The following is a 22,149-nucleotide window of genomic DNA, read 5'->3' as shown; positions in this document are numbered from 1 at the left end:
ATCCGCTATTCCAGTTCCTCAATCTCATCTTCGTTCATCTCCCTGTCAAGCTGGCCGCGCCAGAGATACTTGCGGGTTTCGTGAACGATGATGCCGCTGAGGCAGAGCTGGGAGATAAGGTTTGGTATCGCCATCAGGGCATTCATGCAGTCGGCGATATTCCATACCAGTCCGAGGCTGATGACACTGCCCAGGAAGATACTCACAATATACAACATGCGATAGATGAGCATCCAGCGCTTTCCCTTGAGATACTCTACGCAGCGTTCGCCATAATAGCTCCATCCCAGGGTGGTGCTGAAGGCGAAGGTGGCGAGGCCGATGGTAAGCAATGGGGCTCCTATGTATGGTATCTTGCTGAAGGCTGCCTTGGTGAGCGCTGCGCCATCGTGGTAATCGATGTCAGGATAGGCGATGATGCTGGAGGTGATGACCAATCCCGTGAGGGCACAGATGATGACGGTATCCCAGAAGGTTCCGGTAGAGGATACCAGCGCCTGGCGTACCGGATTGCGGGTCTGGGCGGCGGCAGCTACGATAGGTGCCGAACCGAGTCCCGACTCGTTGGAGAAGAGTCCGCGGGCGATACCATAGCGGGCTGCTATCATGAGGGTGCTGCCTGCAAAACCGCCTCCGGCTGCACGGGTGGTAAAGGCGGATTCGAAGATAACCTTCAGGGCTGGCAGGAGATAGGCGTGATTGACTATCAGGATATAGATGCAGCCCACCACATAGAAAATCGCCATGAAAGGCACAAGCATTCCACATACTTTTGAGATGCTCTGCACACCACCGATGATGACTGCGGCACCGAGGAGGGTGACGATAGCGCCGGTGATGTATGGACTGATGCCATACTGGTTTTCTACCAGTGTGGAGATGGCGTTCGCCTGTACGGTGCTGCCGATGCCGAAGGAGGCGAGGGCGGCAAAGAGGGCGAAGAGGATACCGAGCCACTTCCATCCCAATCCCTTTTCGAGGGCATACATCGGACCGCCAAGCATCTCTCCACGCTTGGTCTTGACGCGGTATTTCACGGCAAGAAGACCTTCGGCATACTTGGTGGAGATGCCGAAGACACCGGTGAGCCAGCACCAGAAAACGGCGCCAGGTCCACCCAGGGCGATGGCAGTGGCCACACCTATGATATTACCGGTACCGATGGTAGCGGCAAGGGCTGTGGCGAGGGCTCCGAACTGGGAGACATCGCCAGTGGCATTCTTGTCCTTCTTGAAGGACAGCGATATCGCCTGGAAAATCTTACGCTGTGGAAAGCGCAGGCGAACCGTCAGGAAAATGTGGGTTCCCAGCAGCAGGATGATCATCGGCCACCCCCAAAGGAACGAACTGAAGGATGTGAAAAATTCGTTGATTGCTTCCATGTTAATCTCTCTTTAAATTACAATTATAAAATCTATATCTATTTTTCTTCAAACTCTACCCGGGCATTGGGGAATCCCATAGCCTTGAACATATCGCGGAACTGCTGCCTGGCATTGCGCTGGGCGATACGGATATTGGCTGGGGTGAGGCAGCGTTTCTTCATCTGGGCATAGGCACGGTCGTAGAGTGCCTGGCGGTCGGCTCCCGTCCACTTTCCTTCTTCGAAGAAGCTGCGGGTTCGGGCTTCGTCGATGAAGTTGTTATCCAGCAGTCGGATAGGAGGGAGGGTGCAGACGATGGAATCCTTCCCGGCATTTGCCTGGATCCATCCTTCCTTTACATCTTTCATATTGATGCCCAGGCGCAGGGTGCCGTAATAGATGCGCACCAGCTGGTCGTCGCCGAAGAAGCCGCGACGAACGGTATCTACCAGTTCCTCGTTGCTGATGGCGAGAAACTCCCATTCGCCTATCGCCTCGATGCTCTCTACCTGGGTAGGCGACAGGGTGGTCTGCTCTTCTGTGGTTACGCTCACCGTATTATCCTTGTTGAGCCAATAGAGCGTGCCCGCTAGTATGAGGGCAAGGATGGTGAGCAGGATGATGCCATATTTCTTCATATCTCATTCCTCCTTAGTTTGAGGGTTTATCTTTCTTCTCACTAGTTTTTATCTTTCTTCTCCACTCCCGAGTTCTGCAGGAATCCTCTGATATCATCGAGGGTGAACTTCTTGCGGAAGCTGATCTGGATGTTCTCTTCCCGGAAACCCATCTGCATGAGCATCGGGATGAGGGTGTTGGCTGCACTGATGCGAGCCTGCTCCATCAGGTCGAGGTTGGGAATATCGCGGATGATGCTCTCTCTGCCCTGCTGTTCCAGCTGGGTGAGTTCGGCATCGGAGTAGTTGCTGCGGGTGAGTGAGACATACTGTTTCAGTTTCTTGTGGTCGATTCGGGTGCTGGTGAGCACCATCTTCGGGTCGGGCAGGATGATTTCTATCTTATCGCCTTTACGGGACACATTCCTGTCTGAGAATCCCTGGAAATCTACATACGCCTTGATGGTAGCATCCATGGGGATGGCTACCTTTCGGTTGGAGCCTGGCACGGGGATGTTGAATTCGTGCTTCAGGAAGGAACCCTTAAGCTTGAACTGGTCAACGTGGGTGATGATCTTATGAACGTGCGCCTCGGCGGTATAAAGGCGCGTGCATTTCTGTATCTGCATCACCATCGTGGGGATGGTATCGATGGCGCTCTTCTTCTCTTCTGCCGGCTTCTTGGGAGAGCAGGAGAGGAGGCTGAGGATAACCGCCGGGATGAGGATAAAAAATACTTTCTTCATACGAATAAGGGTATAATTATACAATCTATATATAGAATATATGATTAAATATATAATAAGGATATAATAAAAGCTCTTGAAGTCAGGTTTAGCCCAACGTCAAGAGCTTTCTTATGTGATTAGAATTTTGCCATTTTGATAGCGTCGATAGCGCACTCGTCACCCTTGTTGCCCAACTTGCCGCCGCAGCGATCCTTCGCCTGCTGGAGGTCGTTGGTGGTGAGAAGTCCGTAGATGACAGGGATTTCCTGTGTGGCATTGAGGCGCGCAATACCGTAGGTGACACCCTCGCAGATATAGTCGAAGTGCGGAGTCTCGCCACGAATCACACTACCCAGGATGATGACTGCATCGTAGCCGCCATTGAGCACCATCTGATGGGCGCCGTAGATAAGCTCGAAGCTTCCCGGTACGGTCTTCACATGGATGTTCTCAGGGATGGCTCCATGCTTCTCCAGCGTCTTGACAGCTCCATCGAGCAAGGCGCCTGTAATCTCTGGGTTCCATTCTGCTACCACGATACCGAAGCACATGTTGCTGGCATCTGGAATCTTGGAAAAGTCGTATTCCGACAAATTATGAAGTGCTGTTGCCATAATGTTCTGATTTAGTTGGAAGCACGCTCGATATACTTATCAATCTCAGAGCTCTGAACGAGCATAGAGTTTACATACTTCTTCTTGATGTCCTGATAGATGCTCAAAGCCTCTGCCTTCTTGTTCTGGCTCTCCAGGATTTCGCCAGCCTTGATGAGGAAGGCAGGAGAGAGTGAGTTGTTGGCATCATCCTCTGCCTTGCTGTCTGCCATGGAAGCTGCCTTCTTGAAAGCGGCTACGGCATCATCAAGCTTGTTGAGGTGAGCGTATGCATCGCCGAGGGCTGCCTGAGCGGCTGGGCTGATCATCTCGTCGTCCTTAGATGAGAATGCATCAAGGCTCTTCTCTGCCTCTGCCCACTTGCCGAGGTTGGCATAGCAGAGACCTGCATAGAGGTTGGCGAGGTTGCCTGCATTGGTGCTGCCGTATTCGCTGGCAATCTTTGCGAAGCCTACGTAGCCAGCGCCATCGCCGTTGAGTGCCTGCTCATACATCTCGTTCTGGAAATAGGTCTGACCCTTGCCGAGCAAGGTGCTTGCCTTGTCCTCACGAGGACCTGCAATCTGAGACATGTAAGCGAATACACCTGCGATGATAACGATCAATGCTACCACTGCGATCATAATTGCCTTCTTGTACTTCACGAAGAAGGCCTCACTAATGTTAAGGCTCTCGATTTCCTGAGCCTGTACGTTGTTGTTTGCCATTTCTTATTTTTTGTTTTTTATTATTCTTTGTTATTCCTAGCTCTTTTAGGTTGCAAATTTACTGATTTTTATTCAGATATTGAAATTTCTAGCCTACTTTTTTCGTTTTTTGGGCTTTTTCTGCTAACTTTGCAGTCAATTAGCAGAAAAGTATCTATGATTTTAAAGAATATTTCCATTATTAATTACAAAAACATCAAGGGCGCCAACCTGGAGCTTTCGCCCAAGATTAACTGTCTTATCGGCCATAATGGTATGGGTAAGACCAACTTTCTCGATGCCATTTACTATCTCTCGTTTTGCAGGAGCGCCAACAATCCCATCGATTCGCAGATCATCACGCACGACGAGGCTTTCTTCATGCTGGAGGGCAACTACGAGAGCGATAATGGAGATATGGAGAACATCTACTGCGGCATGAAAAGGGGCACCAAGAAGCACTTCAAGCGCAACAAGAAGGAGTATAAAAGGCTCTCGCAGCACATCGGACTCATCCCGCTCATCTATGTTTCGCCTTCGGATGTTTCGCTCATAGAAGGCGGAAGCGAGGAGAGAAGAAAGCTGATGGATGTGGTGATTTCGCAATACGACAATACGTATATCGAGGCGCTGAACAACTACAACAAGGCGCTGCAGCAGAGAAATGCGCTGCTGAAGATGGAGGAGGAATCGGATGCTACGCTGATGGAACTCTGGGAACAGCAGATGGCGATGAACGGAGAAATGCTCTATGCCAAGAGACAGGCGTTTGTGAGCGAACTGGTGCCGCTGTTTCAGGAGATTTACCAGCATATTTCGGGCAACCAGGAGAAGGTGGGGCTGCATTATATCTCCCACTGCCAGAGGGGACCGTTGCTGGAGGTGATTCAGCGTGACCGGTTCAAGGATAGAGCCGTAGGATATTCATTGCACGGCATGCATAGGGATGACCTGGAATTTACCATCGGAGATTATCAGATGAAGCGCGAGGGAAGTCAGGGACAGAACAAGAGTTATGTGATTGCCCTGAAGCTGGCGCAGTTCAGTTTCCTGCAGCGTACATGTTCGAATACCACTCCTTTGCTGCTGCTGGATGATATCTTTGATAAGCTTGATGCTCAGAGAGTTGAAGCCATCGTTCAACTGGTATCGAGTGACAGCTTCGGTCAGATTTTCATCACGGATACGAATAGGGATCATCTGGATCAGATTCTCCATCGACTGAATGGCGATTTTCGGATTTTTGAGGTGAATAATGGAGAAATTGCGTATGTTTAGAATAGCGTATATTTAATAACGTATGTTTTTAGATAGCGTATGTTTAGGAGGAATAGCTTATGTTTAGACAGAAAGTAAAATCGATAGCAGAACTATTGCCTGAGTTTCTGAGAAACCAGGGATTGGAGACGCCTTTGCAGCAGAGACGTCTGATAGATAGTTGGGAGACTGTGGTAGGGGCACCTATCGCAGCCTATTGCGGTGAGAAATTCATCAAGAACCAGACGCTGTTTGTGAAAGTGATGAATCCGGCACTGAGGGCAGATCTTACCATGAATCGCTCCATCCTGGTTCGCAGATTGAACGAGCAGGTGGGAAGCATGGTGATTGCTGATATCAGATTCTATTAAGCGCAAACTTCTTGCGCTTAATAGAATTTCTTGTTTATACTCCTTCTTCATCATCTTCTGATTCTTCTTTGGAAGTAGAAGAGGCTGAAGAGGTGGATTCGGTATTGGATTCGGTATCAAGAACCTGGTCGTTGCTGATGCTGACGGCACCCATTCTTGATATTTTCAGTACCAATGGAAGATATTCATCGCTGGTGATATCCGGGGAACCGACACTGGCTGCAAAACAGAGATTGTTTCCTTCTGCCTTATCGAAAACGATGCCCAGAAGGGCTCCCGTCGATTTCGTCTTCTTATCGAGATTGCTTTCAAAGGCAGCCTTTGTAAAGGTGCGGTTGAAGAACTCGGTACCATCGCTTCTCAGAATGCGGATGGTGATCTTATTATCGTAATACTTGTTGGTCTTGTCCAGTTGGATGATGGGTAATTCGTGGTCGGCTTCTCGCTTCACTACCACCTTGTAATGGTTGCCCAGCCATTCTACATCTCTTGACTGTTCATATCCGCTCATCTCCTGGGTGGGTTTGTTGGTTACCTGTGCCACAGGTTTGGGGGCAATGATAATCTGGCTCTTTTTCTTTTCTGCGCAAGAAGCCATGAGACCTATTGCCAGAATGGATAATAATATGTAGTTACTTCGTTTCATCATTGTTGTTTATGTTTTGATGGCAATGCCTTTTTGATTTGCATTGTTTTGTTATTGCTTTGAATGCAATGCCTTTTTGATTTGCATTGTTTTCTTTTTAAAGTACAAAAGTAGTAAAAAAAAGCGAGAAATCATATTGTTTGCCGTTAAAAAACGAAAAAAGCATCGACTTTCACAAGCCGGTGCTTCATCTACCTAAATACTAACTAATAAATTTCCTATTGAATCTTACACGATATAATAAAAGTTCAGTTTATGAATTCTAATCGTTTAATTTGACCCCGAAAATCCTAAAAGGTTTAATCGGGGAGAATAAAAAATCGTCTTTTTTTCTTTTATTAACGTATTTTCCCGCATTATATTGTATTTTCCTGCGAAAAAATGCTTTTTTTTATGAGATGATCTCTTACTTACGAGACGATTTCTTTTATATGAGGTTGCTCTCTTTTATTACGAGATGATTTCATTCATGGCGATATCTGTTTCCTCCGTTGGAATCTGAGACAGGAGCTGGAAGGGGAAGGCGATGCCTATTCTGTAGGCTCCAGGAATCTTCGGGAGGAAGCGGTCGTAATAGGCCTTGCCCCTGCCCAGACGATTACCCTGGATATCGAATGCCATACCCGGGATGATGGCTACATCTATCTCACTGTAGCGATGGGGAGGGAAAAGGGCTCCTGCAGGCTCCATAATATGATAGGCACCTTCTCTTAAATCCGCTCTTCCGCTGTATTCACGGAGCACTATATTCCGGTCGTCTATTACTTCGGGCAATAATACCTTCTTGCCGCAAGCCACCAGATGGTCGATGAAACGATGGGTATTCACCTCGTCGGGGAGGGAATAGTACATCATCACTGTATGAGCAGACTGCAGATGCCCATTCTCTTCGAGATGAGATAAAACAGAAAGCGACAGTTCCTCAAGAGTACTTGAGGAATACTGTCGCTTTCTATCTCTTATTATTTTTCTTAATTCTTTCTTATCCATGCTTATTTCTTCTTTACCACTTTGCCTGCAGCCCTTGCAGCCTTTGTTGCCTTTGCAGCAGGCTTCTTAGGGAAGGCGGCGTGATTATTGAAGACCTCAAGAGTTTTCCTGATTACAGGATCATCCTGGTTGATGTATTCTGTCCATGCCTGCTCATCCAGCATATTGTAGATGATGCGGCTGTCGAGAACACGGTCCAGCAGCTTGTGAGACTTGCGGATGAGAAGGTTACGGCGCTTCAGTCCGCGCTTGTCGGCATAAACGGCAAACTGCTCTACCAGGTTCTGCTTATCAAGATAATCGGCGAGTTCCATCATCTCCTTGAAATTGTTCAACTTAGGACGGTTGTCGTCCGTATAGGTAAACGCAAACTGGAGAATCAGTCCGCTCATGCTCGCTTCCTTGAAGTAAGATGTCATACCCAGGGTATCTTCAGGAACGAAGATATCTGGAGTGATGCCACCACCGCCATAAACCACTCTGCCAATTCCGGTATGGTAAGCCGGACCGGTATGCTTGATGCTATCCTGCGAGAAGAACTCGCCATGCTCATAACGGGTGAGGAGATCCTGCTCGTAGTCACCGCTGTCGCCCAGGGTGTATGGCTTCTGGATACATCTGCCTGATGGAGTATAGTAGCGGGCGATGGTAAGACGGATGAGACTGTGGTCTGGGAACTCAATCTGCTGCTGTACCAATCCCTTACCGAACGAACGGCGGCCGATGATGGTGGCACGGTCGTTGTCCTGCATGGCTCCTGCAAAGATCTCAGCCGAAGAAGCAGAACCCTCATTGATGAGCACAACCATCGGAATCTTCTTGTAGGAACCCTTGCCATCACTCATGTAATCCTGGCGAGGCGACTTGCGGCCCTGGGTATAGAGGATGAGTTTCTTCTCTGGCAGGAACTCGTTTGCCATGTTCACAGCGGCTGTGAGATAACCACCCGAGTTGTCGCGCAGGTCGATACAGAGATTCTTGAATCCCTGCTGTGAGAGTTTTGCCAGTGCGATGAGCATCTCTGGATAGGTGTTCTCGCCGAAGTTCTTGATGCGGATATATCCGGTGTTGTCATCGAGCATATAGGCAGCGGTGACACTCTTGGTAGGTATTTCGCCACGGGTGACGGTGAAGGTCTGCACCTTCTTGCTGCCATAGCGGATGACGCCAATCTTCACCTTGGTATCCTTAGGACCCTTGAGGCGGTGCATCGCTTCCTGATTGGTGACAATCTTGCCTACGAAAGGCTTGCCATCTACGGCTACAATCTTATCACCTGCCAGCAATCCAGCCTTTTCGGCTGGTCCGTTCTGTATCACATTCTGCACATGGATGGTGTCCTGGCGGATGACAAACTCGATGCCTACGCCCGAGAACGAACCCTTGAGGTCGTCGGTGGCAGCTGCTGCATCCTTCGCACTGATATAGACAGAGTGAGGATCCAGTTCGGCAAGAATCTGAGGAATCGCCTTATCTACCAGCGAATCGATGTTCACGGCATCTACATACTGGTCATCGATGAGGTGGAGCAGGTTGTTCAGACGGTTGCTTCCACTGTTGATGACATTGAGTCGGTTGCCGGCGAAATGATTCGAAAAGAATGTGCCGATGATGATGCCCAGCACAACGCAGATCGCCATGATGAAGGGCATATACCGATTGGTCTTATTCTTATTCATATTCATAACTAACTAATTTAATATACTAACGTTTCTTTCTCTCTTTTTCTCTCTTTAATCCTGTGAGGCTTCTTCTTCATCCGGATTCATGTATTCTACCACAACTCCTGCACGTTTCAGAAGATCCACACCGTCGGTGAGGCGGTATTTCTCGGCATAGACCACACGCTTGATGCCCGACTGGATGATGAGCTTGGAGCATTCGATGCAGGGAGAGGCAGTGACATAGAGTGTGCTGCCCTCGCTGTTGTTGCTGCTGCGTGCCAGCTTGGTGATGGCGTTGGCCTCGGCATGCAGAACGTATGGCTTGGTTACATTGTTCTCTTCGCAGATGTTCTCGAATCCGCTGGGAGTTCCATTGTATCCATCGCTGATGATCATCTTGTCCTTCACCACCAGCGCTCCTACCTGGCGGCGCTTGCAGTAGCTGTTCTCAGCCCAGATGCAAGCCATGCGCAGGTAGCGCAGGTCGAGCTTCTTCTGTTTAGAAAGTTGATTTTCCATCCTTCAACATTTTCTATTTAGATTCAACATTTTCTATATAGATTCTACTTTAGATACTACATATCTTATTTAGATTCTACATTCCTCTTGATCTCGTTGCGTTCGAGCAGGGCATCGATGGTTGGTTCCTGTCCGCGGAATCGCTTGTAGAGGGTCATCGGATGCTCGGTGCCTCCCTTAGAAAGGATATTGTCGCGGAAGCTCTGGGCGGTAGCCTGATCGAAGATGCCGTTCTTCTTGAATACGCTGAAGGCATCGGCATCGAGCACCTCTGCCCACTTGTAGCTGTAGTAACCTGCTGCATATCCACCTGCCATGATATGAGAGAACTGTACGGTCATGCAGGTATCAGGCAACTGAGGGAAGATCATCGCCTTTTTCCATGCCTCCTTCTCAAATGGGATGATATCTTCGGTGAAGGCATCCTTCTTGGTATAGTATGCCATATCCAGCAATCCGAAACTTACCTGTCGCAGGCAGGCATTGGCCGTCATGAAGTTGCGGCTCTTCACGATGCGCTCGATGAGTTCGTCCGGCAATGGTTCGCCTGTCTCGTAATGGAAGGCAAAGGTGCGCAGAAAATCCTTCTCCACCGCATAGTTTTCCATAAACTGGGATGGCAACTCTACGAAGTCCCACCATACATTGGTGCCCGAAAGACTCTCGAAACGGGTGTTGGCAAACATGCCGTGGAGGCTGTGACCAAACTCGTGGAGGAAGGTCTCTACCTCGCCCAGTGTCAGGAGGGCTGGCTTCTCGGCGGTAGGCTTGGTGAAGTTCATTACCACGCTGACATGAGGGCGCACATTGGTGCCCTTGTAATCTATCCACTGTCCCTGGAACTCTGTCATCCAGGCACCTCCCTGCTTGCCCTTGCGAGGGAAGAAGTCGGCATAGAAGACAGCCAGATAGCTGCCATCCTTATCGAATACCTCGTATGCCTTGACATCAGGATGATAGACCGGGATGTCCTTGTTCTCCTGGAAGGTGATGCCGTAGAGCTTGTTGGCAAGACCGAATACGCCGTCAATCACCTTATCAAGCTGGAAATAAGGACGAAGCATCTCTGCATCGAGATTGTACTTCTCCATCTGGAGCTTATGAGAATAGAATCCGAAATCCCATGGCTGCATCTCGAAATCATCGCCCTCCAGTTTCTTGGCGAGTGCCTCTACCTCTGCCGTCTCGTGGATGGCGGTAGGCTTGTAGGCATCGATGAGATCGTTCAGAAGCTTATACACATTCTCTGTGGTGCTTGCCATACGATGACGGAGTACGTAATCGGCATAGGTCTCGAAGCCCAGAAGCTGTGCCAGCTCTCTGCGCAGGTTGACCAGTCGCTGACAGATCTGCAGGTTGTTCTGCTCGTTGTCGTGGGTACAGACGGTATTTCTCGCCATGTACATCTGCTTGCGGAGTTCGCGCTGGGTAGAGTAGGTCATGAAAGGAGAGTAGCTAGGGAAGTCGAGGGTGAAGAGCCATCCCTCTTCGTTCTTCTCCTTTGCATTATGGGCAGCGGCTGCGATGGCGGTCTCTGGGAGTCCGTCGAGCTGATCCTTATCGGTGATATGCAGGGTGTAAGCCTTGTTTTCCTTCAGCAGATTCTGCGAGAACTGGAGGGTAAGCATGCTTGCCTCCTCGGTGAGCTTGCGCAGCTTCTCCTTGCCTTCTTCATCGAGCAGGGCACCGCTGCGCACGAATCCGTCGTAACTGGTGTCGAGGAGCATCTGTTCCTCGGCATTGAGCTTACGGTTGGGATGGTCGTGAACGAACTTGATGCGCTCGAAGAGCTTCTTGTTCAGGGTGATATCGTTGGCATGCTTGGTGAGGATCGGACTCAGTTTCTGTGCCAGTTCTTCCATCTCATCGCAGGTTTCAGCACTCATCATGCAAGAGAATACATTGGATACACGACTCAGGAGATCGTAATAATGTTCCCCTTTCTCGGTATCTACGCGTGCAATGGTATTCTCGAAGGTAGGCTCTGCCGGGTCATTGATAATCTTGTCTGTGGCCTCGTCATCGCGTCGGATACCTTCCATGAAAGCCTCTTCGTAATCACCGAGTTGGATGCGGTGGAAAGGGACTGTATAATGTGGGGTGCCATAGGGCAGGAAGAAAGGATTCTCTCTCTTCTGGGTTTCGTTATTTTTTGTGGAATTATTATCTTGCATAATTTTAATTGTTATCTATTGATTAATTTCTCGAGTGCAGGGATGCTGATTCTGCCGCGATGGAGTTCGATCAGTCCCTGGGTCTCCAGTTCGTTGAGCGCCACAGATACCTTGAGCCGCTTGACATTCAGCTCCTGTGCCAGGCGATCCATCTTGATGTGGAAGTTTTTTTCGCCTGCCGGGCGTAGGCAATGATTCTCGAAGAATCGGATAATGCTGTCGCTGAGCGTCTTCGGGGGTACCCTGAAGAGGCGGCGATTGCTTCTCTGTGCCTGGGTGGAGATGAGGTTGAGCAGATTGATGTGGAAGATTTCGTATTGTTTGGCGAGTCGCAGCACTTCTTTCTTGCTGATGCTCATCAGACTGCAGTCATTTCTCGCCACATAGTGATGGGGCGAGTGCTGGTCGTATCCGAAGAGGCGTTCTATCATGAATACCTCCGGCGCCTTGATGGTCTCTACGATTCTATACCCACGGTCATCTGCCATGGTCTCTACTGCCACTTCTCCGGAAAGGAGAAAGAGCAACCGGTGATAGGGTTCACCTATCTCGGTTAAAGTCTCACCTCCTTCTATCTTCTGGAAATCGAACTTGGTATGTCCGGCAATCTGAAGAAGGTCGGCGCGGCTCATTCCGAGAAACAGAGGCAGATTCAAGAGCGTATCGTATAACTTATCTTCCTGCATCGTTTTTTATTTTTCTTACTTTTTCTGAAGCTTTATTTTCCCAACTTCTTCTGAAGGGAAGGAGAATACCAGATCTGGTTGCTGCCCTTCTGGTCTGAATAAATCAGATAGGCGCAAAGCTCGGGATGTTTCTCCAGGATCTTCTTGGCTCCATCCAATCCCAGTACCATGAACGAGGTGGCATAGGCATCGGCAGTGGCACAGTCATCTGCAAATACGGTGGCAGAGAGGATGTTGTGCTGCACCGGATAGCCTGTCTTCGGGTCGATGGTGTGGGCATACTTCTTTCCGTTCTTATAGTAGAAGTTGCGGTAGTTGCCACTGGTGGCCATTGCGATATTGCTTACGCTGACTACATCCTGGATAGCCTGATTGGTGTTGAGCGAATCATCCGTTGGCTTGTTGATTCCGATGCGCCAAGGCTGCAATTTCTCGCTGTTGCCGTTAACCACGATTTCTCCACCTATCTCTACCATGAAGTTCTGTACGCCCTTCTTCTTGAGGAATCTCGCTACCACATCGGTGCCATATCCCTTGGCAATGGCAGAGCAGTCGAGCATCGTCTTCGGATTCTTCTTGATGACGTAACCATCCTGCAGGGAAACGGTGTGGAATCCCACGATGGTACGCAGACTGTCGATGGTCTGTCGGGTAGGAGGGTTACCGGTCTTGAAGCCGAATCCCCAGGCATTCACCATAGGCGCCACGGTGATATCGAAGGCTCCGTCTGTATCTCCGGAAATCTTCTCGGCGAGTTGGAATACCTCGCTGAACATCTCATCTACCTTCACCTTTTCATTGCGGTTGATGCGGGAGATGATGGAGGTCTTGTTGAAAGGGGAAAGTGAATTGTCCACCTTCTGCAACTCAGCCTCTATCTCTTTCTGATAGTTGATATCACTCTGGTAAGTGATGTGATAGATGGTGCCGAACACCATACCCTCATCTTTCTGGAATGGGGTGTTGCGCTGCTGGCGTATCACGAAGATGCTGCCTATGATCAGAATGAGCAGAAAAGGTATCTGCCATATCAGTTTCTTTTTTTTCATTGTCTTGCTTACATTATATCTCAAGTGTAACGTTAAAGGTGCCGCCTAATCGGGAACCGCCTTGCTTACCGAAGCCCGGCACATAGTAGCAGTTGCCTATTTCGCCATCCTTCTTAGCCAACCGGCGTTTGTATCGGAAGCTCCATCCCATGCGGACGGGACCCCAGATCTTGGCATCTACTCCGAAGACTCCTTCCAGCCAGTGATAGTTGCTCTTCACGCCTTCGGCTCCATAAGGAACATCGCCACCCCATATTGGGTCCTGGATAGGAGGAGAGGTGACATCGTATTTGAAGAAGGTGAAACCATAGCGGAAGCCACCGAACAGACGGTAATCGTCGTGCTTGTTCTTCAGCAGGTTCCAGTCTATACCGATGCGGGCATAGGGAGCGCTGGTCTTGTAATTGATCTTCGTACTCTCGTCGCTGGCATCAGCCTTGCCATATCCCAGCTCGAAGACCGGATAGTACTTGTCCTTGAGATTGATACGGAGGGATGCCTCGTACTGGCCGTAATCGCTGACCATCAGCTGAACCGGTCCGATGACATCTACTCCCACAGCCATTCCGCGGAACAACGGGATGGTATCCTTCTCCACTGTAGCCATCTTCTTCTGGTTCTGTGCATTCGCAGAAGCACCTCCCAGCATCAGAAGACAAGCCAGAAGGAAAGCTCCTTTCTCTACAGCTTTTGTCATCTCCAAAGAAACAGCTTTGGTTATCCCCATGGAAGCTGTCTTAGTGGCGATTGCCGAAATAGATATAGAAATGTGCTTTAGATGCATCATAATTTACCTCTTTATTGTTGATGACTATCGAGTCGATGTAGTTGTGGGTGGTCTTCACCTCCGTAATGGTATGGAAGAATGACGGACCGCAATCCACAGACTCGAAATGCGAATAATTCTCCTTCTTCACGGTCACCGTGTCTTTCCACACCTGATGATCGCGGTTGCGAATCTCGAAGTAGAAAACATCCTCCGGCTGATGATAACTCATCGGAAGAATGAAACTATCTACTTTCACATCCTTGTTGATGAGCACGCTGTCGGTGCCCGCTGTCTTGGTGGTCGAGATGGTCATGGTGTCCTGCAGGGTCTTGATGTTGCCCATCAACTTGTACTTGGTGTAAGTCGTGTTGTTGAGCGGGCAGTCGAGGGTGGAACACCCTACCATCGTGAGCACCATCATCAGGATGACCATTGGTATTATTTTCCGCATCTTATTTCCTTTTCTATTTGATAATCGTTACGGTTTGGATTCTGACGGCTGATCAGGTCGCCCAGGAATCCGGCAAGGAAGAACTGGCTACCCAGTACCATAGCGATGAGCGCAATGTAGAAGTATGGGGAGTCGGTGATGAGATGACCATATACGCCATGGTAGAGGTCGATGCTCTTGTCGATGCCCAAGCCGATGAGCGAGAGGAAGCCGATGAAGAACACGAGACTGCCCAGGAATCCGAATACGTGCATTGGCTTCTTGCCGAAGTTGCTGAGGAACCAGAGGGTCATCAGGTCGAGATAGCCGTTTACGAAACGGTTCCAGCCCATGAACTTGGATGTTCCGAACTTGCGTGCCTGGTGATGAACCGGTTTTTCGCCAATCTTGGCAAAGCCGGCGTTCTTGGCAAGATATGGGATGTAGCGATGCATCTCGCCATATACCTCGATGTTCTTGACTACTTCGCGGCGATAAGCCTTCAGTCCGCAGTTGAAGTCATGGAGATTATGGATTCCGCTTACCTTTCGGGCTGTAGCATTGAACAGCTTGGTAGGGATGGTCTTGCTGAGAGGGTCGCCCTGCTTGCGGTTCTGCTTGTAACCGGAAACGAGGTCGTAGCCTTCCTTGGTAATCATCTGGTAGAGTCCCGGAATCTCATCAGGAGAATCCTGCAGGTCTGCATCCATGGTGATGACAACATCTCCCTGTGCCTCCTTGAATCCACAATAGAGTGCCGGACTCTTTCCGTAGTTGCGGCGGAACTTGATGCCTTTTACCTGCTCGAACTTCTCGGCAAGCTCTTCTATGACATTCCATGAACGGTCGGTAGAACCGTCGTTCACGAAGATAACTTCGTATGTGAAATCGTTGGTGTCCATCACTCGCTTGATCCAAGCAAAGAGTTCTGGCAATGATTCTTCCTCGTTGAAAAGAGGAACTATAACTGAAATATCCATTTTCTTATGTTATGTTTTAAGATTTTCTAATTTGCCGGTTACTGCTGGCTGATTCGCTTCTTTGAATAGATGGCAGCGAGAATCGGACTGAGTACTGCGCCTGCTACCAGGTCGGTGATCATAAACATGGATGCCCATGCGATAGGTTTCATCATCGTGATGGCATCGAAGAGGGCTTTGGTTTCCTCTGCAGTCAACTGATAAGCCTGGGCTATCATCTGGTAGTTGGTCTGGAGCTGGGTCATAAACATGCCGGTATTCATGAATCGGAACCAGAGATACTGTATGATGGTGAGCAGCAAGGTGGCATAGAAGAATGTCTGGACACAGTAATACAATCCGTGCTTGAAGGAGATATGACCTTCTCTTACCACATCACGGAAATATTTCAAACGCTTTGCCACCACAAATGGAGTGGAGAGGATGAGGAGATTGGAAAACAATCCCAAAATATGGTGTTCCGGATCGGCTGCCAGCATGGTACAAACGAAACTGGCTACCCATACGATACCAAGCAGGGTACCGTCTTGACGGGCAAAAGCCTTGGTCTGTTTGATCTTACCTGTATCAATCACAAAGATCTTGATCTTCTGATCAGAGTTGTCGAACTTTGTCTGGCTCTGTTCATCGTTCTTCTTTTCTTCTTGCTTCTCGTTATTTTCTGTATTCATTGTCTTAATGTATTTCTACGAATGTAACATATCAATTTGCAAAAATACAACTTTTTTATTATATAAGGTGTAAAGGGGGAGAATATTTATAGATAATTAAAGATAGAATGGTTTTGAAAACAAAAAAAAGGAACCTTCTGAAAGAAGATTCCTTTTTTGAGCCTCTTGTCGGATTCGAACCAACGACCCCGAGATTACAAATCACGTGCTCTGGCCAACTGAGCTAAAGAGGCGGGTGGACAAGCGATTCATATCGCACCGCTACAACCAAGTACCCTTGCTATGTTCCCATCCTGGGGGATTCCGAGGGAGCTGGTCGTATGAGACTTGTCCGTCTCATATACTTGAAAGCGGTTATTGCTTTTAAGCGAGTGCAAAAGTACTGCAAATTTCTGAACCTGCCAAATTTTTCAATGAAAAAGTTTGTAATGTTAACGTTTATTTAGAAAAAGGAGGCAGATAATTGCCCCCTTTTTTCTATTACACCTTATTATATTTAGAAGATGATAACTCCTTTTTCTAGCGCTTTTTTCTTCTAAAAATCAACTACCGTGATGCCGGCACCGCCGAATTGAACATGCTCATCGGCATAATGCGTCACATTTGGAACGCTGCTCAGGTACTGACGGATGAGCTGGCGGAGAATTCCATTGCCCTTGCCATGAAGAATTCTAACTCTTGGCATTCCTACCAGGATGGCATCATCAATGAAATACTGAACGGCATTCAGTGCCTCATCGCCACGCATACCTCGTACATCCAGATCCTGATGAAAGTTGGTCTTGTGGGCATCTATCGTCTTGCGGGTCTCCTTGCTGATACCATAAGAAGCTAGGTTCTCCTTGCGCTCCTCGGTCTTATCTACGTTTTCGGCTGTGGCTGTGGCGTGCTCCAGTCTGTTGAGGCGCATCTTGGTACGCATGCCGCCAAATACTGCGGTGGCAGTATCGCCATTGATGCTCTCTACCTTTCCTATCGTAGTCAGGCCCTTGATTCGTACGGTATCGCCCACCTGGATTTCCCGCTTGCTGTCGCTCTGTACCTTGCTCTGTGCATTTCGCAGAGCCGCAGCCGCCTTCTCCTGGTTCTCCTTTTTCTCAGCCTGGCGCTTGGCATGGCGCTCCTTGCGCTGCTGAATCTGGGCTATTTTGCGGGCAATCTTGTCGTCCGAATCCTTGGTGTCAATCTCCTGGACCTCCTGCTTGAAGGCATCGAGTTCCTGACGGATGCGACGGGTTTCCTCCTTCTCCGCCTGACTCTCTCGAATCTCTCGGATGGCATTCTCAATCTTCTTGTTGCTCTCCTTCAGGAGTTCTGCAGCTTCCTCCTTCGCTTTCTTGAGAATCGCCTTTCTGCTGCGCTCGATATCCTCGATGTCGCTTTCATATTTCGAGATGGTCTTCTCCATATCCTTCTCACGCTGATGGATATTCTGGCGCTTGTTCTCCCAGTATCGCTTGTCGCGGACGATATCCTGCAGGTACTTGTCGCTCTGGATGTATTCGGAACCTACGATGTCGGATGCCTCCTTGATCACTTCTTCCGGCAATCCGATCTTTCTTGCGATTTCGATGGCGAAAGATGAACCTGGACGACCGATGGCGAGCTGGAAGAGTGCCTTCATCTCGTGACGGTCGTAAAGCATGGCGCCGTTTACCACTCCCTCATGACTGTCGGCAAAATGCTTCAGGTTCTGATAGTGGGTGGTGATGACGCCGTATGCCTGCTGCTTGCAGAACTTGTCGAGCACGGCTTCGGCGATGGCGCCGCCAATGCCTGGTTCAGTACCTGTACCGAACTCATCTATCAGTATGATGGTGTCGCCATTGGCTGCCTTCATCATATTCTTCATGTTCAAGAGGTGAGAAGAGTAGGTACTCAGATCGTTCTCCAGACTCTGTTCGTCACCGATGTCTATCATGATGTTCTGGAAAATACCTGTCTTGGAACGCTCGCTCACCGGGATGCTCAATCCGCATTGCAGCATATACTGAAGCAGACCTACGGTCTTGAGACATACTGACTTACCTCCAGCGTTAGGTCCCGAGATGATGAGGATGCGCTTATCCTGTGTCAGGGTGATGTCGAGTGGTACCACCTTCTCGTTCTTCTTCTGCAGGGATTGCTGGAGGAGTGGGTGGATGGCACGGATCCAATCCACGTGTGGATGGTCTTCTACCTCTGGCTCTATCGCCTTGAATACATCGGCGAGTTTCTGTTTAGCCTGAATCAGGTCGATGATGGCGAGGAAGCGGTAGCTGTCCAGTATTTCCTTGGAGAATGGGCGCACCTTGTTGGTGAAATCGGTAAGGATTCGGATGATTTCCTTTCGCTCTTCTCCTTCCAGTTCGCGCACGCGGTTGTTGGCCTCCACCACTTCGGTTGGCTCGATGAAGACGGTCTTTCCGGTGGCACTCTCGTCGTGAACGATACCCTTGATTCGGCGCTTGAGGGTAGGGATGACAGGGATAACCAGTCGGCCGTCGCGCAGGGTTGGGGTAACATCTTTCTCTACGATGCCTTCGCTCTGTGCCGAGCGCAGAATACTATATAAGGTACGCGAGATGCTTCCCTCAGTCTTAGCCAGTTCTCTGCGGATCTGGAGAAGTTCAGGGGTCGCATTGTCGCGAATCTTACCAAACTTGTCGAGAATCTGGTCGATGCGCTGAATCAACTGTGGGAATGTCATCACATCTTGTGAAAGGCGATGGAGGGCAGGATAAGGATACTGCTTTTCTCTGCGCCAGCCATCTTCCGGTTCGCCGTGACCATCATCCTCGTCGCTGTGATTCAGAATCTTTACCATTCCTGCGATGGTGGCAAGCGAACGTCTTAAATCGAACAGTTCATCCTCTTCTAAGTGAGTGTTTTCCACACGGATACGGAGGATGCTTTCTCTTACGTCATAGAAATATTGAAGGGGAAAGTCTTCTACTTCCTCCATCAATCTACGGAACTCACGCACCTGCATGAGCCACTCGTTAACGAGTTCTGCGTCGCTGCTGAAAGACATCTTGTCCACCTGTTCCTTGCCAAGTGGAGAGAGACATCTTTCGCGCAGCATTTTACGGATTTCATTGAATCCTATCTTGTTTTCAAAATTATCTGGATAAATCATGGGTGCAAAAGTACAACTATTTTGGCTAACTACCAAACATTTGAACCATTAAGTGTGTTCTTGGCTCCTCGTGGTGTTAATCTTTGTCTGATATCTGTCAGGTATTCCTTCCAGTTGTATTCGTGTCGTCGGTTCCAAACGTCACCCAGGAAAGCTGCTCCGCCAAAGTTCCAGGCGCGCAGCTGGGGAATGAATTGAGGAATAATGCCGCCAAGGGCAATCACCTTTTCGTTGATGATGCCGCTGTTGCCTGCATCTTCCAAATCTCTGTTGGAGAAGGTATGCTTGTAGCCTTTCTTCGAAATGCTGTCGAAGATGGGACTGAGGAATACGTAATCGAATGTTGGCTTCGATCCCTTTGAAAAATCGGAACTAGCGTTATCTAACGATTCGGTGACTTCCTCGAAACTGTGGCAGGAGCGGGAGATGCTTCCCTGGAAGTTCTCTGGAATCTGGCTGTTTCTCCGGTTGAGGTGAATGCCATGGAGATGGTATTTCTCGCAGAGTTCGAAGTGGTCGTGAATCACGATCTGAGGATACCATTTCGGGTCAATCTTCTGGAGCAGTTGCTCGCATTCTTCTGGTGTAGAATCGGGTTTGCGCAGATGGAGCAGATCGATTCCTGCTTCAAAAAGCTGGTCGATGTACTTTGCTTCATGCGAAATAAAGGTTGGTGTTGTGATTATAATCCATTTCATTTCTTCTTGCTTTTAGATGTTTTCTTAGTTTCTTGCTTTTCCTCGGAAGCTATTTCTTACGAGTGCTGATTCGCAGTTCTGGCAGAGTGCTTCTGTGGCAGTATGGTGTTTGAAGCCTTCTGTCATTGCCTGGGCACGGGGGGAAGAGAGGATTTCTTCGAGTGACTGATGGAGCAGGTTGCCCAAAATGACATCGCCGTTATGGTCGAGACAGCAAGGTACGAGACTTCCGTCGGCAAGAACGCCTATCTGCTTCAGCAATGCTTTGCAGAAGACTTCCCGATTTTCGCCGTTGCCTTCGTTCTTGTCTTTTTCCTCGCTTATTTCATCTTTGTCTTTTCCCTTGCTTATTTCGTCTTTGTTTCTGTTTTCATCTTTGTTCTTGTTATCATCCCCTTTCTTGATGTCGTTTTCGAAGTTAGGCCATTCGAATTTCCGGTCAAACTCCAGATATAGATGATCGCAAAGTCGGAACCCGTCAGGGCGTTCCTTCCATGGCTTGGGTACGTATTTCTCGATGAGTCGCATCACTTCCTCGTTTTCCTTGTCCCTTCCGCCTTGGTTCCAGAGGCGCAATACCATACAGGTGCCTTTGGCGGCGGCTTGGGTGGAGAAGGTCATCACCTCATCCATATAGCTGGAGAGCTCTCCCTTGGCATTGCTTTCGTGGGAATGGAGGGAGAGTTGTATCTTATGGGGTAGGGTGTCGAGGAGGTCCATGGCACGGTGCAGGAGGGTTCCATTAGAGGTAAGCACCGTCTTGAATCCTTTTTCGCGTGCCGTTGTGATAAACTGTGGCAGCAGGGGATGGAGCAGGGGCTCACCCATCAGATGGAAATAGAGGAAACAAACTTTTCCCCGGATCTTGTCGGTGAGCAGGTTGAATTCCTCTGCACTCAACTGTCGCTTTTCCCGGGTGTGCTTGGGACAGAAGTGACAGTTGAGATTACAGGTGTTTGTGATTTCTATGTAACAACGATCAATCATTCTTTCTTTGTCTTTTCTCTTCTCTGTTTTATCAGCTTTTTCATGAGCGGCTTATTGTTTTCGCTCTTTTTCAGCTTTTGGTAAATAATGATTTTGGTTCGTAGAAGTGGTTCACTGGACCGTGACCTTCTCCAATCTTAATGTCCTTACCTGCCAGAATGGCACCTGAAAGATAGGTTTTAGCCATGGCGATGGCTGTATTCATATCCATTTCTCTTGCCAGATAAGAGGTGATGGCTGAGGATAGGGTACAGCCGGTGCCGTGGGTATTGCGGGTGTTTACACTGATGCCACGATAGCTGGTCTTCTGCTTTCCGCCCTCGAAGAGGTAGTCTATCTTCTCCTCTCCATCAAAATGACCGCCCTTGATTAATACATATCTGCATCCCAGTTTGCTGATGGCAGCTGCGGCAGCTTTGATATCTTCTGCATTCTCTATTTTTCTATTGGCAAGAATTTCTGCCTCTGGGATATTTGGGGTGAGCAGGGTGGCTAAAGGCAGCAGTTCGGTGATGAATACATCGAGTGCATCCTCCTGCATCAGTCGGCAGCCACTGGTAGATACCATGACTGGGTCGATAACGAGATGCTGGAAGCTTTCCTGGTATTTCTTGAGGGTTTCTGCGATGGCACGAATGGTATCGCAGTCATTAACCATACCTATCTTTATAGCATCAGGGTGGATATCTTCCATCACGGCCTCTATCTGTCCTTTCACGATTTCCGGTTCCACATTCTGAATGCCATACACTCCCTTGGTGTTCTGTACGGTGATGGCTGTGATTGCGGAAGCGGCATATACGCCCAATGCCGACATCGTCTTGATGTCTGCCTGAATGCCAGCTCCTCCGCAACTGTCAGAGCCGGCTATTGTTAATGCTGTGTAGTATCTCATGTCTCCTTTTTTTATATATTACTTTTGCAGAAGTATAGTCATTCCTATATTTATATTGCAAAAGTACAATTATTTATTGAATTATCATCCTCTTTTATGGATAAATTTGATAGTTGGGCTTACTTTTTATTCATTATATCTATTTCGGGGAACGCTTATGCTAGGAGAATGTATATATTTGAGGAGATAGCATGATAGAACAGGGTGATAATATCAAAGATCTGGGAAGGTGATAT

General features: G+C 48.7%; 22 protein-coding genes and 1 tRNA gene. 2 read left to right on the top strand and 21 right to left on the bottom strand.

Going from position 1 to position 22,149, the window contains the following annotated elements:
* Positions 1–5: 5 nt before the first annotated feature.
* From CFT61_RS15080 to CFT61_RS15060, 5 genes are all read right to left on the bottom strand, one after another.
* Positions 6–1,382 (bottom strand): alanine/glycine:cation symporter family protein, encoded by a 1,377-nt coding sequence (locus tag CFT61_RS15080; RefSeq protein ID WP_089545223.1) that lies wholly within the window; start codon positions 1,380–1,382, stop codon positions 6–8.
* Positions 1,383–1,420: 38 nt separating this feature from the next.
* Positions 1,421–2,002, bottom strand: a complete 582-nt coding sequence (locus CFT61_RS15075) for a DUF4230 domain-containing protein (RefSeq protein ID WP_089545222.1) — start codon at positions 2,000–2,002, stop codon at positions 1,421–1,423.
* A 41-nt stretch (positions 2,003–2,043) separates the two neighbouring features.
* Positions 2,044–2,727, bottom strand: a complete 684-nt coding sequence (locus tag CFT61_RS15070) for a DUF4230 domain-containing protein (RefSeq protein WP_089545221.1) — start codon at positions 2,725–2,727, stop codon at positions 2,044–2,046.
* 119 nt (positions 2,728–2,846) lie between these two features.
* The gene (gene ribH / locus CFT61_RS15065; RefSeq protein ID WP_089545220.1) at positions 2,847–3,323 is read right to left on the bottom strand and encodes a 6,7-dimethyl-8-ribityllumazine synthase; all 477 of its coding nucleotides are present in this window, start codon (positions 3,321–3,323) and stop codon (positions 2,847–2,849) included.
* 11 nt (positions 3,324–3,334) lie between these two features.
* Complete coding sequence (locus CFT61_RS15060) at positions 3,335–4,030, bottom strand: tetratricopeptide repeat protein (protein ID WP_089545219.1); 696 nt, start codon at positions 4,028–4,030, stop codon at positions 3,335–3,337.
* A 156-nt stretch (positions 4,031–4,186) separates the two neighbouring features.
* Between CFT61_RS15060 and recF the strand changes: the two genes are divergently transcribed.
* On the top strand, positions 4,187–5,287 hold the full coding sequence (recF, locus tag CFT61_RS15055) for a DNA replication/repair protein RecF (protein ID WP_089545218.1): 1,101 nt from the start codon (positions 4,187–4,189) through the stop codon (positions 5,285–5,287).
* A 59-nt stretch (positions 5,288–5,346) separates the two neighbouring features.
* On the top strand, positions 5,347–5,637 hold the full coding sequence (locus CFT61_RS15050; RefSeq protein WP_089545217.1) for a DUF721 domain-containing protein: 291 nt from the start codon (positions 5,347–5,349) through the stop codon (positions 5,635–5,637).
* Positions 5,638–5,671: 34 nt separating this feature from the next.
* Here CFT61_RS15050 and CFT61_RS15045 read toward each other — a convergent pair whose 3' ends face one another.
* The 16 genes from CFT61_RS15045 to thiD all read right to left on the bottom strand — a co-directional run bounded on the left by CFT61_RS15045 (position 5,672) and on the right by thiD (position 21,913).
* Positions 5,672–6,286, bottom strand: coding sequence for a DUF4738 domain-containing protein (locus CFT61_RS15045; protein WP_367379347.1), 615 nt, complete (start codon positions 6,284–6,286; stop codon positions 5,672–5,674).
* A 447-nt stretch (positions 6,287–6,733) separates the two neighbouring features.
* A complete protein-coding gene (locus CFT61_RS15040) occupies positions 6,734–7,273 on the bottom strand; it encodes a 5-formyltetrahydrofolate cyclo-ligase (protein ID WP_089545216.1) in 540 nt (179 codons plus the stop codon).
* 2 nt (positions 7,274–7,275) lie between these two features.
* On the bottom strand, positions 7,276–8,952 hold the full coding sequence (locus CFT61_RS15035; RefSeq protein ID WP_089545234.1) for a S41 family peptidase: 1,677 nt from the start codon (positions 8,950–8,952) through the stop codon (positions 7,276–7,278).
* A gap of 54 nt (positions 8,953–9,006) precedes the next feature.
* Positions 9,007–9,456, bottom strand: a complete 450-nt coding sequence (locus CFT61_RS15030; RefSeq protein WP_089545215.1) for a deoxycytidylate deaminase — start codon at positions 9,454–9,456, stop codon at positions 9,007–9,009.
* Positions 9,457–9,521: 65 nt separating this feature from the next.
* Positions 9,522–11,630, bottom strand: coding sequence for a M3 family metallopeptidase (locus CFT61_RS15025; protein WP_089545214.1), 2,109 nt, complete (start codon positions 11,628–11,630; stop codon positions 9,522–9,524).
* Positions 11,631–11,641: 11 nt separating this feature from the next.
* The gene (locus CFT61_RS15020) at positions 11,642–12,316 is read right to left on the bottom strand and encodes a Crp/Fnr family transcriptional regulator (protein ID WP_089545213.1); all 675 of its coding nucleotides are present in this window, start codon (positions 12,314–12,316) and stop codon (positions 11,642–11,644) included.
* A gap of 32 nt (positions 12,317–12,348) precedes the next feature.
* Positions 12,349–13,365 (bottom strand): FAD:protein FMN transferase, encoded by a 1,017-nt coding sequence (locus CFT61_RS15015; RefSeq protein WP_089545212.1) that lies wholly within the window; start codon positions 13,363–13,365, stop codon positions 12,349–12,351.
* 13 nt (positions 13,366–13,378) lie between these two features.
* Positions 13,379–14,152: a DUF6048 family protein gene (locus CFT61_RS15010; protein WP_254919005.1), complete on the bottom strand. Its 774-nt coding sequence runs from the start codon at positions 14,150–14,152 to the stop codon at positions 13,379–13,381.
* Positions 14,103–14,585, bottom strand: a complete 483-nt coding sequence (locus tag CFT61_RS15005) for a DUF6452 family protein (RefSeq protein ID WP_089545211.1) — start codon at positions 14,583–14,585, stop codon at positions 14,103–14,105. Before CFT61_RS15005 ends, CFT61_RS15010 begins: the two co-directional genes overlap by 50 nt.
* On the bottom strand, positions 14,573–15,544 hold the full coding sequence (locus CFT61_RS15000; protein WP_089545210.1) for a glycosyltransferase family 2 protein: 972 nt from the start codon (positions 15,542–15,544) through the stop codon (positions 14,573–14,575). The genes CFT61_RS15005 and CFT61_RS15000 overlap by 13 nt, the downstream gene beginning before the upstream one ends.
* Positions 15,545–15,582: 38 nt before the next feature.
* Positions 15,583–16,215, bottom strand: coding sequence for a DUF4199 domain-containing protein (locus tag CFT61_RS14995; RefSeq protein ID WP_089545209.1), 633 nt, complete (start codon positions 16,213–16,215; stop codon positions 15,583–15,585).
* 159 nt (positions 16,216–16,374) lie between these two features.
* A tRNA-Thr gene (locus tag CFT61_RS14990) sits at positions 16,375–16,448 on the bottom strand.
* A 302-nt stretch (positions 16,449–16,750) separates the two neighbouring features.
* Complete coding sequence (locus tag CFT61_RS14985) at positions 16,751–19,333, bottom strand: endonuclease MutS2 (protein WP_089545208.1); 2,583 nt, start codon at positions 19,331–19,333, stop codon at positions 16,751–16,753.
* Between the two features lie 29 nt (positions 19,334–19,362).
* Positions 19,363–20,031, bottom strand: coding sequence for a thiamine phosphate synthase (locus CFT61_RS14980; protein ID WP_089545207.1), 669 nt, complete (start codon positions 20,029–20,031; stop codon positions 19,363–19,365).
* 24 nt (positions 20,032–20,055) lie between these two features.
* Positions 20,056–21,018 (bottom strand): radical SAM/SPASM domain-containing protein, encoded by a 963-nt coding sequence (locus tag CFT61_RS14975; protein ID WP_089545206.1) that lies wholly within the window; start codon positions 21,016–21,018, stop codon positions 20,056–20,058.
* A gap of 70 nt (positions 21,019–21,088) precedes the next feature.
* Entirely contained in the window at positions 21,089–21,913 is an 825-nt protein-coding gene (gene thiD, locus CFT61_RS14970; protein ID WP_089545205.1) for a bifunctional hydroxymethylpyrimidine kinase/phosphomethylpyrimidine kinase, read from the bottom strand.
* Positions 21,914–22,149: the final 236 nt, after the last annotated feature.

This window comes from Segatella copri, from assembly GCF_002224675.1.
Taxonomy (GTDB): domain Bacteria; phylum Bacteroidota; class Bacteroidia; order Bacteroidales; family Bacteroidaceae; genus Prevotella; species Prevotella copri_U.
The sequence above is the reverse complement of the archived record's forward strand: the minus strand, read 5'-3'. Positions and strand labels throughout refer to the sequence as shown.

Excerpts from the sequence above, each read along its gene's own strand:
- CFT61_RS15060 (WP_089545219.1), bottom strand. The coding sequence starts at position 4,030 with ATGGCAAACAACAACGTACAGGCTCAGGAAATCGAGAGCCTTAACATT.
- CFT61_RS15075 (WP_089545222.1), bottom strand. The coding sequence starts at position 2,002 with ATGAAGAAATATGGCATCATCCTGCTCACCATCCTTGCCCTCATACTA.
- CFT61_RS14995 (WP_089545209.1), bottom strand. The coding sequence starts at position 16,215 with ATGAATACAGAAAATAACGAGAAGCAAGAAGAAAAGAAGAACGATGAA.
- CFT61_RS15020 (WP_089545213.1), bottom strand. The coding sequence starts at position 12,316 with ATGCAGGAAGATAAGTTATACGATACGCTCTTGAATCTGCCTCTGTTT.
- CFT61_RS15010 (WP_254919005.1), bottom strand. The coding sequence starts at position 14,152 with ATGATGCATCTAAAGCACATTTCTATATCTATTTCGGCAATCGCCACT.
- CFT61_RS15080 (WP_089545223.1), bottom strand. The coding sequence starts at position 1,382 with ATGGAAGCAATCAACGAATTTTTCACATCCTTCAGTTCGTTCCTTTGG.
- CFT61_RS15015 (WP_089545212.1), bottom strand. The coding sequence starts at position 13,365 with ATGAAAAAAAAGAAACTGATATGGCAGATACCTTTTCTGCTCATTCTG.
- CFT61_RS15030 (WP_089545215.1), bottom strand. The coding sequence starts at position 9,456 with ATGGAAAATCAACTTTCTAAACAGAAGAAGCTCGACCTGCGCTACCTG.
- CFT61_RS15040 (WP_089545216.1), bottom strand. The coding sequence starts at position 7,273 with ATGGATAAGAAAGAATTAAGAAAAATAATAAGAGATAGAAAGCGACAG.
- CFT61_RS15070 (WP_089545221.1), bottom strand. The coding sequence starts at position 2,727 with ATGAAGAAAGTATTTTTTATCCTCATCCCGGCGGTTATCCTCAGCCTC.
- thiD (WP_089545205.1), bottom strand. The coding sequence starts at position 21,913 with ATGAGATACTACACAGCATTAACAATAGCCGGCTCTGACAGTTGCGGA.
- recF (WP_089545218.1), top strand. The coding sequence starts at position 4,187 with ATGATTTTAAAGAATATTTCCATTATTAATTACAAAAACATCAAGGGC.
- CFT61_RS14975 (WP_089545206.1), bottom strand. The coding sequence starts at position 21,018 with ATGATTGATCGTTGTTACATAGAAATCACAAACACCTGTAATCTCAAC.
- CFT61_RS15045 (WP_367379347.1), bottom strand. The coding sequence starts at position 6,286 with ATGATGAAACGAAGTAACTACATATTATTATCCATTCTGGCAATAGGT.
- CFT61_RS15000 (WP_089545210.1), bottom strand. The coding sequence starts at position 15,544 with ATGGATATTTCAGTTATAGTTCCTCTTTTCAACGAGGAAGAATCATTG.
- CFT61_RS14985 (WP_089545208.1), bottom strand. The coding sequence starts at position 19,333 with ATGATTTATCCAGATAATTTTGAAAACAAGATAGGATTCAATGAAATC.
- CFT61_RS14980 (WP_089545207.1), bottom strand. The coding sequence starts at position 20,031 with ATGAAATGGATTATAATCACAACACCAACCTTTATTTCGCATGAAGCA.
- ribH (WP_089545220.1), bottom strand. The coding sequence starts at position 3,323 with ATGGCAACAGCACTTCATAATTTGTCGGAATACGACTTTTCCAAGATT.
- CFT61_RS15050 (WP_089545217.1), top strand. The coding sequence starts at position 5,347 with ATGTTTAGACAGAAAGTAAAATCGATAGCAGAACTATTGCCTGAGTTT.
- CFT61_RS15025 (WP_089545214.1), bottom strand. The coding sequence starts at position 11,630 with ATGCAAGATAATAATTCCACAAAAAATAACGAAACCCAGAAGAGAGAG.
- CFT61_RS15035 (WP_089545234.1), bottom strand. The coding sequence starts at position 8,952 with ATGAATAAGAATAAGACCAATCGGTATATGCCCTTCATCATGGCGATC.
- CFT61_RS15005 (WP_089545211.1), bottom strand. The coding sequence starts at position 14,585 with ATGCGGAAAATAATACCAATGGTCATCCTGATGATGGTGCTCACGATG.